Annotated in this window: 14 protein-coding genes and 2 pseudogenes; 10 read left to right on the forward strand and 6 right to left on the reverse strand. The window is 62.2% G+C overall.

Annotated features, from left to right (window positions below; genetic code table 11):
* Positions 1 to 102: 102 nt before the first annotated feature.
* Positions 103 to 240 (reverse strand): KGG domain-containing protein, encoded by a 138-nt coding sequence (locus H9L15_RS20610; protein ID WP_187714633.1) that lies wholly within the window; start codon positions 238 to 240, stop codon positions 103 to 105.
* A gap of 91 nt (positions 241 to 331) precedes the next feature.
* Entirely contained in the window at positions 332 to 892 is a 561-nt protein-coding gene (locus H9L15_RS14980) for an isopropylmalate isomerase (RefSeq protein WP_187714634.1), read from the reverse strand.
* 526 nt (positions 893 to 1418) lie between these two features.
* On the opposite strand from H9L15_RS14980, the gene H9L15_RS18140 reads away from it, so the two are divergent.
* From H9L15_RS18140 to H9L15_RS15025, 10 genes and pseudogenes are all read left to right on the forward strand, one after another.
* Positions 1419 to 2378 carry a DUF1996 domain-containing protein gene (locus H9L15_RS18140; protein ID WP_223276321.1) on the forward strand — a complete coding sequence of 320 codons (960 nt, stop codon included), beginning with the start codon at positions 1419 to 1421 and terminating at the stop codon, positions 2376 to 2378.
* The gene (locus tag H9L15_RS14985) at positions 2375 to 2998 is read left to right on the forward strand and encodes a lytic transglycosylase domain-containing protein (RefSeq protein ID WP_223276322.1); all 624 of its coding nucleotides are present in this window, start codon (positions 2375 to 2377) and stop codon (positions 2996 to 2998) included. Before H9L15_RS18140 ends, H9L15_RS14985 begins: the two co-directional genes overlap by 4 nt.
* Before the next feature lie 38 nt (positions 2999 to 3036).
* Entirely contained in the window at positions 3037 to 3297 is a 261-nt protein-coding gene (locus H9L15_RS14990) for a TrbC/VirB2 family protein (protein ID WP_187715936.1), read from the forward strand.
* Positions 3298 to 3300: 3 nt separating this feature from the next.
* Positions 3301 to 3571 (forward strand): annotated as a pseudogene (locus tag H9L15_RS14995) (type IV secretion system protein VirB3).
* A gap of 10 nt (positions 3572 to 3581) precedes the next feature.
* Positions 3582 to 5979, forward strand: a pseudogene (locus H9L15_RS15000) (VirB4 family type IV secretion/conjugal transfer ATPase).
* On the forward strand, positions 5976 to 7109 hold the full coding sequence (locus H9L15_RS15005; RefSeq protein WP_187714636.1) for a type IV secretion system protein: 1134 nt from the start codon (positions 5976 to 5978) through the stop codon (positions 7107 to 7109). Before H9L15_RS15000 ends, H9L15_RS15005 begins: the two are co-directional and overlap by 4 nt.
* A 46-nt stretch (positions 7110 to 7155) precedes the next feature.
* Positions 7156 to 7911, forward strand: coding sequence for a TrbG/VirB9 family P-type conjugative transfer protein (locus H9L15_RS15010; RefSeq protein WP_223276324.1), 756 nt, complete (start codon positions 7156 to 7158; stop codon positions 7909 to 7911).
* A gap of 1 nt (position 7912) precedes the next feature.
* The gene (locus tag H9L15_RS15015; protein ID WP_187714637.1) at positions 7913 to 8977 is read left to right on the forward strand and encodes a TrbI/VirB10 family protein; all 1065 of its coding nucleotides are present in this window, start codon (positions 7913 to 7915) and stop codon (positions 8975 to 8977) included.
* On the forward strand, positions 8974 to 9948 hold the full coding sequence (virB11, locus tag H9L15_RS15020) for a P-type DNA transfer ATPase VirB11 (protein ID WP_187714638.1): 975 nt from the start codon (positions 8974 to 8976) through the stop codon (positions 9946 to 9948). Before H9L15_RS15015 ends, virB11 begins: the two co-directional genes overlap by 4 nt.
* Before the next feature lie 369 nt (positions 9949 to 10317).
* The gene (locus tag H9L15_RS15025; protein ID WP_187714639.1) at positions 10318 to 10455 is read left to right on the forward strand and encodes a hypothetical protein; all 138 of its coding nucleotides are present in this window, start codon (positions 10318 to 10320) and stop codon (positions 10453 to 10455) included.
* Here the strand turns inward: H9L15_RS15025 and H9L15_RS15030 are convergent.
* From H9L15_RS15030 to H9L15_RS15045, 4 genes are read right to left on the reverse strand one after another with little or no spacing between them, the layout of a single operon-like run.
* Positions 10452 to 10724 (reverse strand): hypothetical protein, encoded by a 273-nt coding sequence (locus H9L15_RS15030; protein WP_187714640.1) that lies wholly within the window; start codon positions 10722 to 10724, stop codon positions 10452 to 10454. The genes H9L15_RS15025 and H9L15_RS15030 overlap by 4 nt on opposite strands.
* A gap of 1 nt (position 10725) precedes the next feature.
* A complete protein-coding gene (locus tag H9L15_RS15035) occupies positions 10726 to 11343 on the reverse strand; it encodes a TadE/TadG family type IV pilus assembly protein (RefSeq protein ID WP_187714641.1) in 618 nt (205 codons plus the stop codon).
* A 50-nt stretch (positions 11344 to 11393) separates the two neighbouring features.
* Complete coding sequence (locus H9L15_RS15040) at positions 11394 to 11927, reverse strand: TadE/TadG family type IV pilus assembly protein (protein ID WP_187714642.1); 534 nt, start codon at positions 11925 to 11927, stop codon at positions 11394 to 11396.
* Entirely contained in the window at positions 11924 to 13486 is a 1563-nt protein-coding gene (locus H9L15_RS15045; RefSeq protein ID WP_187714643.1) for a pilus assembly protein, read from the reverse strand. The genes H9L15_RS15040 and H9L15_RS15045 overlap by 4 nt, the downstream gene beginning before the upstream one ends.
* Positions 13487 to 13537: the final 51 nt, after the last annotated feature.

The following is a 13537-nucleotide window of genomic DNA, read 5'->3' on the forward strand; positions in this document are numbered from 1 at the left end:
GTTCAACGACCCTATTGGTGCAGGGTTGCCGCGCTGTCACCCACCTTTAGGAAAGCGCCGGACGGATCAGACCGTCCGGCGCTTGAAGTCGACTTGCTTGGCTTACCGGCTCGTGCTGTTCGAGCTTCTGCGACCGCCGCCATGACTTGCCCGACCGCCCTTGCTTGCAATCTCCCGCTGCTTGGCGGGGTCCATCGCTGCAAATCCGCGTTTCGAGCCGCCACTCTTCGTTCCGGCCATGCTTTTCCTCCTTTTTACGCAACACAACGCTACCAACAGTAGCCGCCCGAAAACGCCCCCTCGAAACAGCGGTTCAAATAGCTGATTTGCGTTAGCGAGAATGCCGTTTCGGCCGCCGCCGATACGCCAGTGCGGACAACGCGATCGTCACGATCCCGGTCAGTTCCAGCCACCATCCACTGCGCAAGCCTGCGACGTTGATCGTCACCCAATTGTCGATGTGATGGAACGACCCCGCGCGCATCAGGATGAAGACGAACAGAATAACCAGACCGACAGCCGCGGTCTTGACCGAGCGTGGCGACTTGCGGAGCCAGGTGACGAGGGCCGCACTGACCAGGAAACCGATGACGGCAAGCCCCAGCAGGAACAGGCCCTGGATCAAACGCCGCTGCTCGTACCAGCCTCCCTGCTGCGCCAATGAGCGACCCTCCGTCGTCAGGAAGGTCTGGAGATCGAGTTCCTTGTTGAGCCCGAGGAAGATGAGCGTCAGCGCGGTCGCGATCCAGAAGCGCCGGTCCTGGCGTCGGACGCTGGAGCTGGCCCAGAAGGCAGCCGCTGCGCCGATGAAGTAGGCGGCGACGACAATCCAGGCGAGCGGAGTGCGATCGTGAAAGAGCAAGGCCGAAATCCAATGGCCCCAAGCGTCCATTTTCCCGAATTCCCCGGCCGATAGTCAGGCTTGTCTAGCCGTTCATCCGTTCAATGCAATTCGCGCCCGATCGCACGACGGAATCCGGTAAATTCCGGCTATTCGCATGAAGTTGAGTCAGTACTTAACGTTTTGTTTACGTTACTCTTCCGTTGTTCCTCAATTCGCCTGTAAAAAACACCGACACGTCGTGCCGAGGAGTCGCGACTCTTGTTGACAGAGTCTTTCGGGCGAAAGTCCGGTTCGAGGGGTCATCACTAAATAAGCAGACCCTGGGAGGGTCATCCAAAAGTTGAGGTTCAAAACGAAGGCGCTTGCGCCGCTGATTCTGCTTGCGATTCTTTCTGGCTGCAAAGTCTCCAAACCTCACCAGACAGGTGCGGAGGCTCCCGCGGCCGAAACTCCCACGCCGACCACTCCGACTCCCACTCCTTCCTCGCCGCCGCCAACGACCACGCCGACCCCTAGCCCGACGCTAGCCGGTCTGGCGGCGATCTCGTCCAACTTCGATCCGAACTCGGAACTGGTGCCGGCTTGGGGGACGGGTGCAATCCCGCCATCGGCCAGCCCGGACGTTGTCGGCGCGTTCCGCTTCATCTGCAACGCGGGCCAGCTGCTTTACGACGACCCGATCGTCTACCCCGGGCAAGCAGGCAAATCGCACCTGCATCAGTTCTACGGAAACACGTCGGCCAACGCGAATTCGACTTACAATTCACTTCGCGGAGGCGGTGCTTCCACCTGCATGTCGCCGCTGAACCGGTCGGCGTACTGGATGCCCGCCATGCTCGACGGGAGGGGCAACGTGGTCCGCCCGGATTATGTCGCCATCTACTACAAGCGGCGACCGGCAAGCGACCCCGTGGTCTCCGATCCCAACAACGCTCAATATCAGGGCCAGGCGGTGGACCTACCTAACGGCCTGAAGTTCATTTTCGGCTACGACATGCTGACCGGAAAATCGCCGACGGGTTCGCTATACTTCAACTGCGACGGGCCCGGCGCGACGCAAGGTCATTATGCGTCGATACCCGCAGCCATCAAGACTTGCCCGGCGGGATCGCGCATTGGCGCAATCGTCAGTGCTCCGGCTTGCTGGGATGGCAAGAACCTCGACAGTTCGAACCATCGCGATCACGTGGCCTACCCGTCCTACGGGACGCAGGGCTACCTGAAGTGCCCGGCGACCCATCCGTACGTCATCCCGGAATTCACGCTGCAGGCGTGGTACGGCATCTCGGCCGGTGACGATCTCACCAAATGGACCTTCTCGTCCGACGCGATGCAGCCAAGCCTCCCGCACGGAAGCACCTTCCACGCCGACTTCTTCATGGCGTGGGATCCGACGGTGAAGAAGATGTGGCACGACAACTGCATCAACAAGAAGCTCAACTGCTCGGGCGGCGACCTCGGCAACGGCTTGCAGATGAAGCAGTTCGCGGGCTTCAGCTACGTCGCCAACCCGCACCTGGTCCCGCAGCCGTGAAACTGATCGCGACCTTCGCGCTTGCGTCGGGTCTTGCCGTGGCAGGACCGGCGCAGGCCGGGGTTCTCGAAATCGGCGACGACGGCACGGTCAAGACGCTGGGCGACACGCCCGGCGCGACGTGGACGACGGACGACCAGCAGGAGGTTACTGCTGAAGCGAGTGATGACATCGTTATCCCCGACAAGGCGGTGACCGTCCTTGCCGACCGCGGCTGGTCGGGTGGCTACGCACAAGCCATGGTGGAGATCGCAAAGGCGAACGACATCAGCCCGTACCTGCTCGAAGCCGTCGTCTGGCAGGAGAGCCGATGGAACCCGGCGGCCCGTTCGCGGGCCGGTGCCATCGGTTTGGCGCAATTGATGCCCGGAACGGCGCGGGACCTTGGCGTCGACCCCAATGACCCACTACAAAATCTGTCGGGTGGTGCGCGGTACCTTCGTCAACAGCTGAACCGTTTCGACGGGAACGTTGAGAAGGCACTAGCGGCTTATAACGCGGGTCCGGGACGCGTCATGACGGCTGGGGGTATTCCGTCAATTCCTGAAACACAGGCCTATGTGCGCGCCATTGTCGCGCGCCTAGCGGCCAATTCAACCTTGGAAGGAGAGCGCCAGTGAGGAAGCTGGGCTTCGCAATCGCATCCGTCGCTGCAGTCATGCCGTCAGCGGCCATGGCTCAGGCCAATCCGCAGGGCTCGGGCCCGATCGTGTCCGCGCTCAGCTGGCTTCAGGGCACCTTGCTCGGCAATGTGGCAACCTCGGTCGCGGTCATCGCCGTCGCCATGGTCGGCTTCATGATGCTGACCGGCCGCCTCAACTGGCGCGTCGGCGCGACCGTGATCATCGGCTGCTTCATCCTGTTCGGGTCGGCTGCCATCGTGTCCGGCATCCAGTCGACCGCTGCGGTCTCCGGCTAGCCGATGCGGGCACCGCTCTTCCGCGCCCTCACCAGGCCGCAGATGTTCGCGGGGTTACGTTCAATTTCTTCGTGATCAACGCGGCCGTGACGACGGAGCTGTTCCTCCTCACACGGTCGTTCCTCGCTCTTCCCGCCGCCGTGGCGATCCACGGCGTGGGATACTTCCTGTGCCTGCGCGAGCCGCGGGTGTTCGACCTTTGGCTGACCAAGGTCAGCAAGTGCCCCGCGTGCGTAATTACAAGCGCTGGGGCTGCAACAGCTATTTGCCGTGAGGACTCGCTGATGAAGTGGACCGGCGCAGCGCAGTGGATGAAGAAGGAAGCCCAGGCCGGCGACCGCCTTCCCTATGAGCGCCACATCGACGACGCGACCATTCGCCTTCGCGACGGCGCAGTCATGCGCACCCTGCACATCGGCGGGATGGAGTTCGAGACGCAGGACGCGGACCAGCTCGACCATGCGCTGGCCGTGCGCGAGGTCTTGCTCCGGAGCGTGCTCGATGCGCGGTTCGTGCTCTATCACCACGTCGTCCGCCGTCGCGTGACCGTAGCTTCGGGCGGCGAGTTCGACAGTCCGTTCTGCGCAGCGATAGGCAAGCAATGGGACGCGCGGCTGGCTGAGCGCCGCCTGTTCGTGAACGAGCAATTCCTGACCATCGTCCGCCGACCGGCCCGCGGCAAGACCGGCTGGCCGGAGAAGCTGGCGCGCCGTTTTGGTGGCGACAGTACCGACGACACCGGCGCAATCCGCGATCTCGAAGCGGCGACCACGTCGCTTCTCGCCGCGCTCGAGCCCTACGAAGCCCGGCTGCTGTCCACTTACCGGACGGACGCCGGCGAACTCTCGGAGCCGCTGGAATTCCTGTCCAGCATTTACAACGGCGAGATGCGCCCGGTGGTCCTTCCCTCGGAAGATGCCGACCTTGGCCATCATTTGCCCTACAAGCGCATCAGCTTCGGCCTAGACGCGCTCGAGACCGCAGGAGCCGGCGGCCGCAACTTTGCGGCGATGCTTTCGATCAAGGAGTATCCCGCAGAGACCCGCCCGGGCCTGATCGACAACGTCCTTCGCCTGCCGTGCGAGCTGGTGCTGACCGAGACCTTCGCTCCGGCCGATCGCCAGATCGCTCGAGAGCGCATCGACCTTGCCCTGCGCCGCCAGAAAGCGAGCGAAGAGGATAGCGGCACGGAGCGCCGAGAGATGCTCGCCGCCCGCGATGCGCTCGGGCGGGCCAGGCGGGATTCGGCGATCATCATTTCAGCGTCATGGTGCGCGCCGCCGATCTCGCCGAGCTCGACGCGGCCATGGCAACCGCTTCAGCGGCCATCGCGGACATCGGGGCGATTTCGGTTCGGGAAGACGTGAACCTGGAGCCTCTTTTCTGGGGCCAGTTCCCGGGGAACGAGGGCTACCTCGTCCGCCGCGCGCTGATTTCAACCGCCAATGCTGCCGGCTTCATGTCGCTTCACGGCTTCCCGGTCGGCAAGCCGGAAGGCAACCACTGGGGCGATGCAATCACCGTGTTGGAAACGACCAGCTCAACGCCCTACTTCTTCAATTTTCACGAGGGCGATCTCGGCCATTTTTCGATCATCGGCCCGTCGGGTTCGGGCAAGACCGTCGTCCTCAACTTCCTCACCGCACAGGCGCAAAAGTTCGGACCGCGCACGATCTTCTTCGACAAGGATCGCGGCGCCGAGATCTTCCTTCGCGCGGCGGCGGCCATTACTCGGTCCTTCGCCCGGGTGAGCCGACCGGCTTCAATCCGCTGCGGCTCCCGAACAATGCGATCAACAAGGCGTTCATCCGCGACTGGCTCGGCGTTCTCCTTGGCGCCGAAGGTCCGGAAGAGCTGGCGACGATCGCTTCGGCGGTCGATGCCTGCTTCGACCAAGACCCGTCGTTCCGTCGCCTCCGCTATTTCCAGGAACTTCTCGGCGGTCGCAGCCGTCCGGAATCGGGCGATCTCGTTTCGCGGCTCGACCCTTGGGTCAACAATGGCGAGCACGCCTGGCTTTTCGACAATGACGAGGATCAGCTCAACCTGACCTCTCGCATCGTTGGCTTCGACATGACGGCGCTGCTCGACAGTCCTCGCTTACGCACGCCGGCCATGATGTACCTCTTCCACCGCATCGACGAACGGCTCGACGGTTCGCCGACCGCTGTTTTGATCGACGAAGGCTGGAAGGCGCTCGATGACCCTGTCTTCGCCGCTCGCATCCGCGACTGGCTGAAGACGCTTCGAAAGCGCAACGCCGTCGTCGGCTTCGCGACGCAGTCGGCACGCGACGCGCTCGACAGCCGCATTTCGGCGGCGCTGGTCGAACAGACCGCTACCATGATCTTTATGCCGAACCCGAAAGCGAAGGCGGAAGATTATTGCGCGGGTTTCGGCCTTTCCGCACACGAACTTGAGCTGATCCGCTCGCTTCCGGCGCACAGCCGGTGCTTCCTGATCCGCCACGCCAACCACAGCGTCGTCGTCCGGCTCGATCTTTCGGGAATGCCCGAGCTGCTGATGATCCTGTCAGGACGTGAAGCAACCGTTCGCCGGCTCGATTCCATTCGCGCCAGCGTCGGCGACGATCCCGCCCACTGGTACCAGCTGCTCACCCGCGCGGCCTGGCCGGGCGACGAAGCGAGCGGCGACGGCATGTACCTCGAGGCTGCCGAGTGAGCTCCTGCCCGACATTCAGCGACGGCGGGCCTTCCGGCATCGCCGAGGCGCTGCGCGTCGTCGATTGCATGAGCGGCGAAGCGGCGTCGTTCGCTTTCTCGCGCCTGTTCGGTTCGAGCGCATTGCTCGGCCAGGCGCTGACTGCCGCTCTTACTCTTTACATAGCCTGGTATGCGATCGGGCTCCTGACCGGACGCACGTCGCTGACGGTGTCGAGCCTGACGCCGCGCATGATGACAATGGGCGTCGCGCTGACTTTCGCAACGTCCTGGGTCGCCTATCAGTCGGTGATCTGGAACCTGCTCGTCGGAGCGCCCGACCAGATCGCCAGCCTGCTGATCGGCACGCAAGGCAGCGCGACGTCGCTGTTCGCCGACCGACTCGACACGATCTTCGCGGTGGTAGCCCAGGCGGCGGCGGCGACGGAGGCCGCGACCGGACAATTGCCGCAGCATGCGACCTCGTTAGCATCCGGACCGGATCTGCTCTGGCTCTCGGCACTCCTTTTGCTTCTGGGAACCGTCGGAGTCTTGCTGGTCGCACGGATCGCGCTTGCGGCAATGCTGGCGCTGGGACCGATCTTCATCATCTGCGGCCTTTTCGAAGGCAGCCGCGGGCTGTTCGAGGGCTGGCTCAAAGCGGCGGTGCTTTTCGCGCTGACCCCACTGCTTGCGGTTCTGATCGGAGGCGGCACGATTGCCCTGCTCTCTCCGATGCTGGATTCGCTCGCCGCTGCTGGCGGTCAGGTGCCGTTGCGGTTGACGACGACCTTGTTCCTCGCAGCCGCGGTCTATTGCGCGCTGATGATCGTCTGCTTGAAGATCGCGGGAACGATGGTGGCCGGGTGGCGGCTACCTTTCAGCACCAGCCGCGACCGCAAGGCGCTGGACGCTGCATCGGCTCAGGCTCAGCAGACTCAGGTTACAGCCACCGGACTTGAACTCGCTCCCGCAGCGGCTGGCAGCAGCGATCCGCGCATGCGAGCGATCATCAGCGCCGCCTCGGGCGGCACGTCAGCGTCGTACGACCGGCCTGCACCGTCCTATCCGCTTCATTCGGCATCAGGCAGCTCGGTCGAATCCGCGCAGCCCACAGTTTCGTCGCGCTCCGACCCCGCCTCGGGAGCCTGAGCCGCCTTTATCGACCACGCACAGTACAGTTTCAAAGGACCAGTTCATGATGAGGATCCCGGCCGCCGCTCTGGCTTTCGCGCTTCTCTCCACGCCCGTTTATGCCGCCGACCCGCGACTGCAGAGCGTCCATTACCAGCCCGACACGGTGGTGAAGGTGCAGGGGCGCCTTGGCTACCAATCGATGATCGAATTCGCTTCGGGTGAATCGATCGAGAATGTCGCCGTCGGCGATTCCAGCGCCTGGCAGGTGACGCCGAACAAGCGCGCCAACCTGCTGTTCCTGAAGCCGCTGATGCCGAGCGCCCAGACCAACATGACCGTGGTCACTGACCAGCGGACCTACTTGTTCGACTTGAGCGTGGCCAAGGCCGGCGCAACACCGATGTACAACCTGCGCTTCACCTACGGCGCGACGCCGCCTGCACCGACGCAGAGCCAGCCTCAGCGGATCGGCTATCCGACGCTTCTCGCCAGCGCACCATCGAGCCCGCCTGCGGTCGTGGCACCGAAGATCAATTACGATTGGAAGCAAAAGGGCGACAAGGAAATCCAGCCGTCGCGCGTTTATGACGATGGCCGCTCGCTCTATCTGCAATGGGCTGCGGGCGCTGCCATGCCGGCCTTGTTCGAGCGCGACGAGGATGGCCGCGAAGGCCTGCTGAATTATCGCCAGCAGGGCTCGTTCGTCGTTGTCGACAGCGTGCCGAACACGCTGGTGATGCGGCTCGGCAAGGACATCGCTTTGCTCGTCAATCGTCACCCTACCAAGGAACAGCCCCTTCGTGTCGCGGAGCGCTAGGATGAACAACTCACTCGTCCTGCTGGAAAAGCAGCAGCAATCGGATCCCCGGATCGAGCTGGAGCCGGAAACGCTGGCGCTGGCCAAGCGCAACGCTTTCCCTTTGGTCGCTCAGCGCTCGTCGAAAAAGGACGGCATGGGCATGGCTGTCGGTGTTGGCGGCGTCTTGCTGCTGGGCGTGGCAACCTTTGCAACGATGTCCGGATCGCGAGAAGTCCAACCCGCCAAGCCGCCCCAGGCAGCCTCGCTTCCGCAGACCGCCAAGCCGGGCGGGATCGTGGTTCCGGCCGACGCCTTGACGCCGGTGCCGGCTATCGCGCCCGGCGCCGCTCCGACTGACGTTCCGGGCATCACTGGCGTTCCGCCGGTGGGCGCGACGGGGCAGATCCTGCCGCCGGCTGAGGCAGTTAACCCGCACGGTGGACCGGCGCTGATCGTCGATACGAGCTCGAACCCATCGAGCGCCACGGCGTCGCCGCTCGATCCATTCGGAGCTTCGTCGGGCGACGTCGCGAAGGCGACGCGCATGAAGAATCCGGGCCAGACGGTTTCTCAAGGCACTCTTATCCCAGCGGTGCTGGAGACAGCGATCAACAGCGATTTGCCCGGTTATGTCCGGGCGGTCGTCAGCAGCGATGTCCGTAGCTTCGACGGCAGCCGCGTCCTTGTCCCGCGATCATCGCGGCTGATCGGCCAATACAAGAGCGGCGTCGCCAATGGGCAGACGCGGGCCTACGTGATGTGGACGCGCGTCATTCGTCCTGATGGCGTTTCCGTGGCGCTTGGCTCGCCGGCGGTGGACGCCGCCGGCCAGACCGGCCTCACCGGCACTGTCGACACGCATTTCATGAAGCGGTTCGGGTCGGCTCTTCTCCTGTCGATTGTTGGCGCGGCTTCGACGGTCGGAACCGGAGGCAGTGCCCTTCTCGTCTCCGGCGGCCAGAGCGCCGCTTCGGTCGCTGCGCAACAGAACGGGACGATCCCGCCGACCATCAAGGTCAGGCAGGGCCAACCCATTCGCGTGTTCACGGCGAAGGACCTCGACTTCTCGACGGTGGCGGGATGAACGCAACGGCGGAAGTCGCTCAGCTAGGCGTCTACCTTTCCGCTTACCTGGCGCCGTTCCAGCAATGGCTCGACGACGAAAGCGTCACCGAGATCCTCGTCAACCAGCCGGGCGAGGTTTGGACTGAAAGCGCCGGCGCGGCCGGGATGGCGCAGCACGAAGCGCCGGGCATCGACGACGTCCTGCTGAGCCGGCTTGCGGCGCAGGTTGCCCGTTTCAGCCATCAGGGGATCAATCGCGAGCGGCCATTGCTATCCGCCACGCTGCCGACCGGGGAGCGTATCCAGATCGTCAGCCCTCCGGCAACGCGGCGGCATTTCGCCTTGTCGATACGGCGCCATCGATTGCTGGACGTGCCGCTCACGGCTTACGAGCGCGAAGCGAAGGGCGAAACGACCAAGTCGTGGCAAGAGCGCCCCCACGGTGTGAGCGACATCGAATTTCTTCGCCAGGCGGTTCGCGGCGGCGCGACGATCCTGATCTCTGGCGGAACGTCGAGCGGCAAGACGACCTTTCTCAATGCCTTGCTGCGCGAAATCCCGGAACATGAGCGCGTCATCCTGGTCGAGGACACGCCGGAAATCCGGCTCGGCAACCGCAACGGCGTCGGCCTGATCGCGGTCAAGGGCGAGACTGGCCAAGCACGGGTCACCACCGACGACCTGCTTCAGGCAGCGCTGCGCCTGCGCCCCGATCGCATCGTTCTCGGTGAACTTCGCGGCGGGGAGGCGGTCAGCTTCCTTCGCGCGATCAACACCGGCCATCCGGGCTCGTTCAGCACGATCCACGCCAACTCGCCGTCGGGAGCGCTTGAGCAGTTGGCGCTGATGGTAATGCAAAGCGGCCTCGGCCTCTCGCGCATGGACACCATCGCTTACGTCCGATCGGTCGTAGACCTGATCGTGCAGCTCGACCGGCAGGGCGGCCAGCGGGGAATCGCAGCCATTCAACGGACGGCCGATTTCGCCTGAGATTGCCCGCTCGTGAAGTAGACTTTACAAATGGCCATCAAATTGTGGTAAGAACGGGAAGGGCCCGCCGCCACCGTTGAGCGACGCGTATGGCGGACCCGAGGATGTTTGGCGCTGCTGTTTGGGAAGGCGCTTGAACATTTGCCCCTTGGATCAAGGCGCCCCAAATGCCCCAAGGGACGGGCGGTCTGGAAGAGCACCCACTCGGCACCGGACCGCCCATATCTTTAGTTGCTTCGCGTACCGACCGAACCTTATCGAAAGTTAGCTTTGTCAACTTTTATTGTCATAAGGGAAGACCGGGCGGCGCGCGGAAGTCATTGAAGAGTCTGCCGGATCCACCTTTCCGACGTCAGAAGGGGAAGCGCCATGACGGACAACCGAACGGGGAGCGATCGCAGGGACGACGACCGGCGCAAGGCCGATCGACGCCAGTCCGGACGGGACGATGAGGCTCCGGACCGTCGGCAAAGCGACCGGCGACAGACCGACCGCCGCCAGTCCTAATAGCGCGTCGACAATCCCACGGGCTGGATGATTGCGAGGATCGCCTCGCACAATTTCCCAGGCTCGTGCGGACGGGCGCCGGGCGTCCTCCCCGCCATGTCGAGCGCCTGGATCACGACTTCGCGATGCACCTCGCTCATCTGGGCAAGGCTGACGCACAAGCCGAACAGCAAGGATTGAAGCGATTGGTTCTCAGCGCGGAGGATCGCGACCTCGTCGTCACTGGAAAGGTCTGAGGGCTCGCCATCGAGCATGCGGTTGTGAAGCATGTCAGCAGGTCGACGGGCTGGAGCCGGAAATCGAGAAGTCGGTCCGTTGGCGGACGATGAAGGCAACCTCGCTGGTCAGCCGGCGGTTGTTGAGAATCGACGAGGCGATCAGCGGCTTATACTGATACTCCGCCTCGGCATACATGATGGCGCTTCCGGCTTGAGCAGTAAGTCCGTTGATATTTGGCAACGATGCGTCGGATTTTCCCTTATCCTGAGTCCCGTACTTGGAAACCTTGGCAAGGCCTCCATAGCAGCGCTGCCACCGGATCCATTGCCCAGTCGACGCCGCATTGTTTTGAACAGAGCTCAGGATTACCCGGCCTCGATTTTGGAAGTCGATTCCCGCGCCCGACTTCTGCACACCGACAAAGAGTTGGTTGATATAGGCCTCGCTCATCGGCGTTCGAAGACGACTGGCATTGTCGGCCGTCATCGCCGCGATCTGACGCACACGATGGTTCGCGAGGACGTAATTCGTCATCTCGAGCCCAACAAGGATGAGCGTCATCAACAGCGGCAGGGCAAGGCCGAATTCCATCATGGCCACGCCTCGGTCGGCCACGAGTAGGCCGGTTTTGGCTTTCGCTTTGCGGCGAGTTTCAACCATCGCTACCATCTTACTTGCAGACCTTCGGCGGCGGAGTGCTCACCACTGCCGCATATGGCTCATTGCTGACGATCGTGTTCTCGATGACCTTGGTCGTCGGGCTGAACTTCAGCATCTTTTCGCTGAACTTGAACAAAGTTGGGTAGCTCGCCGTCACCTCGTAATAGATCACGTCCTCGGCCCCCCGAGACCGTTTTTCCCCGATCCGCATCCCAAGTGCCGTTGTTGTTGATGTCATCGAAGCAGTAAGTTCCGCTGGCGATGCTTCCAGACGTCACCGGTTCCGGAAGACCGACACCAGTGAAGTCCGAATAACTCTTTTTGACGATCGAAACCGTGGCGTCCTTGCGAAACGAGCGGATCTGCTTGACGACCTCAGCATCAATTTGCGTTCCGGTATATTGGCCGGTTGATGCCATTCTGGCCGCCGCACGGATCGCGCCATTGGAGACCGAGACCGCATAAATCCGATAGCCGACCTCAAGTGTGCCAATGATCAGAAGGCACAACACAGGCAGCAGCATCGCAAATTCGACAAGCGCCGCACCACGCTCGCAAAACTTGAGCGAATAGGCATCAGATCGACAGATCATTTTGATAGCCTTAGCGCGCCGATGTTCTTGCCGATCTCCTTGAACTTCGCGATCAGCTCGGTGCTGTTCGTGCTCACTGCGACCTGGTCATCATTGCTTGCGCAATCGGCCAGCGCGGATGGAACGCTGCTGCCGAAGCCTATCGACCAGATCGATGCTCCGCCCTGCTTGGCCGCATTACAGGCCATCAGCCAGCGGGCAGTATGCCGCTTCTCCAGGTTGCTGCCGTTTCCGTCGGTGACGTTGGTATTGTACGTTCCGCCAACGATCCGGCGATCGAGCTTCTCCACGCCATAGGAATAGTAGCCGGCTGAATCCGGCTCCAAGATTCCGTCCGTCATGAAGATGACGTAGCGGTTGACCGGACGGTCGTTGAAAGTGCTGGGATTGTCAGCAGCGAAGATGCCACCGCGCGAAATGAACCGCGCTCCCCAAATCATCCCGATGTCGTGATAGGTGTTACCGGTCGGCGTCAGGCCATTAACGTAATTCTGCATGTCAGTGCGGCTCATCGTGTTGAGACGCTTCGCTTCCACCGGACAATAGTGATTGTCGCCCAGATAGCTCCCGTCTGGATCATAGATGACCTTAGGAAAGGATGGGACCCATTTGGTATTCGCATTCCCATCAGGAACCTTGTCGATATTGAGGTCGATCGCGCCTGTCGGAATGTCGGGATAGGCCGTGCTCGAAGTCGGCGTTATCGTGCTCACCGTTTGTCGTTCTTCAATACAGCCGTTCCAGGTGGCGTTATTATTGCTTCCGCCAATGTAGTTCTTCACGTTGACGCTGGTGCCAGCGAGATAGCTGGTCACGTCCCACGATTTGGAGCCGTAGTTGTATCCACCGCCCGATTTCGGCCAGCGCGTTTGATAGCTCGGCGACGTTTGGAAGTAGCTTGGGTTCGCCGCGTAAACGAGCTTGCCGACGTTCACGTTCGTAGAATACGGAACGATAGCATAGCGAAGGCGAAGTCCCTGAGACGTCAATTGCGCCTGGGCAGCAGCTAGTTCGTCATAAAGTGCCATCACCGCTTTGCGCAGTGATACGATCTTCTTTTCGCCGCTGATGGAATTATCCATCGAACCGGTCACGTCGAGAACCAAAACAATATCAATGTTGTCGAAGTTCTGGGTCGCGTCGCAGTCGACATTGATCGGAATGCTGGCGCGGCTGAAGATCTTCATGATGGTTGTCGGGACAGTCGTTGCGGCCACGACTTTTACCGTTCCCACATCGGGATGCGTGATGGTCGGCGTGAATGCCGCAGTTCCCATGTAACCCTGCGGGAAATTGAAATTGAAGAATTTCGTCGCCTCGGGTTTCGCGGTCTCAATGTCCTCGTTGGACATCGCGCGACGGCCCGCCAAGGCGGCGGCATCACAAGCTTGGCTGAGGCGCGACTGGGCGAGATGAGCGCGGGCGATATCGAGCCCGCCCCCGATCACCGCCGTCAGCGGGATGATCGCTCCGGCAACGATCGCCATCGTGTTTCCGCGATTGTCGCGCGCAAGGCGCCGACAGGCGGTGGCCAGATGTTTGAAAACGGACTTGCGCATCACGAATCCTGTCCCGTTGGACTGGTGCGCAAACCGCCGCCTCTATTGTGC

The organism is Sphingomonas daechungensis, assembly GCF_014489495.1.
GTDB classification, from domain to species: Bacteria; Pseudomonadota; Alphaproteobacteria; order Sphingomonadales; family Sphingomonadaceae; genus Sphingomicrobium; species Sphingomicrobium daechungense.

Coding starts and splice junctions, on each gene's coding strand:
- H9L15_RS20610 (WP_187714633.1), bottom strand. CDS start 240: ATGGCCGGAACGAAGAGTGGCGGCTCGAAACGCGGATTTGCAGCGATG.
- H9L15_RS14980 (WP_187714634.1), bottom strand. CDS start 892: ATGGACGCTTGGGGCCATTGGATTTCGGCCTTGCTCTTTCACGATCGC.
- H9L15_RS14990 (WP_187715936.1), top strand. CDS start 3,037: ATGCCGTCAGCGGCCATGGCTCAGGCCAATCCGCAGGGCTCGGGCCCG.
- H9L15_RS15010 (WP_223276324.1), top strand. CDS start 7,156: ATGATGAGGATCCCGGCCGCCGCTCTGGCTTTCGCGCTTCTCTCCACG.
- H9L15_RS15015 (WP_187714637.1), top strand. CDS start 7,913: ATGAACAACTCACTCGTCCTGCTGGAAAAGCAGCAGCAATCGGATCCC.
- virB11 (WP_187714638.1), top strand. CDS start 8,974: ATGAACGCAACGGCGGAAGTCGCTCAGCTAGGCGTCTACCTTTCCGCT.
- H9L15_RS15025 (WP_187714639.1), top strand. CDS start 10,318: ATGACGGACAACCGAACGGGGAGCGATCGCAGGGACGACGACCGGCGC.
- H9L15_RS15030 (WP_187714640.1), bottom strand. CDS start 10,724: ATGCTTCACAACCGCATGCTCGATGGCGAGCCCTCAGACCTTTCCAGT.
- H9L15_RS15035 (WP_187714641.1), bottom strand. CDS start 11,343: ATGGTAGCGATGGTTGAAACTCGCCGCAAAGCGAAAGCCAAAACCGGC.
- H9L15_RS15040 (WP_187714642.1), bottom strand. CDS start 11,927: ATGATCTGTCGATCTGATGCCTATTCGCTCAAGTTTTGCGAGCGTGGT.
- H9L15_RS15045 (WP_187714643.1), bottom strand. CDS start 13,486: ATGCGCAAGTCCGTTTTCAAACATCTGGCCACCGCCTGTCGGCGCCTT.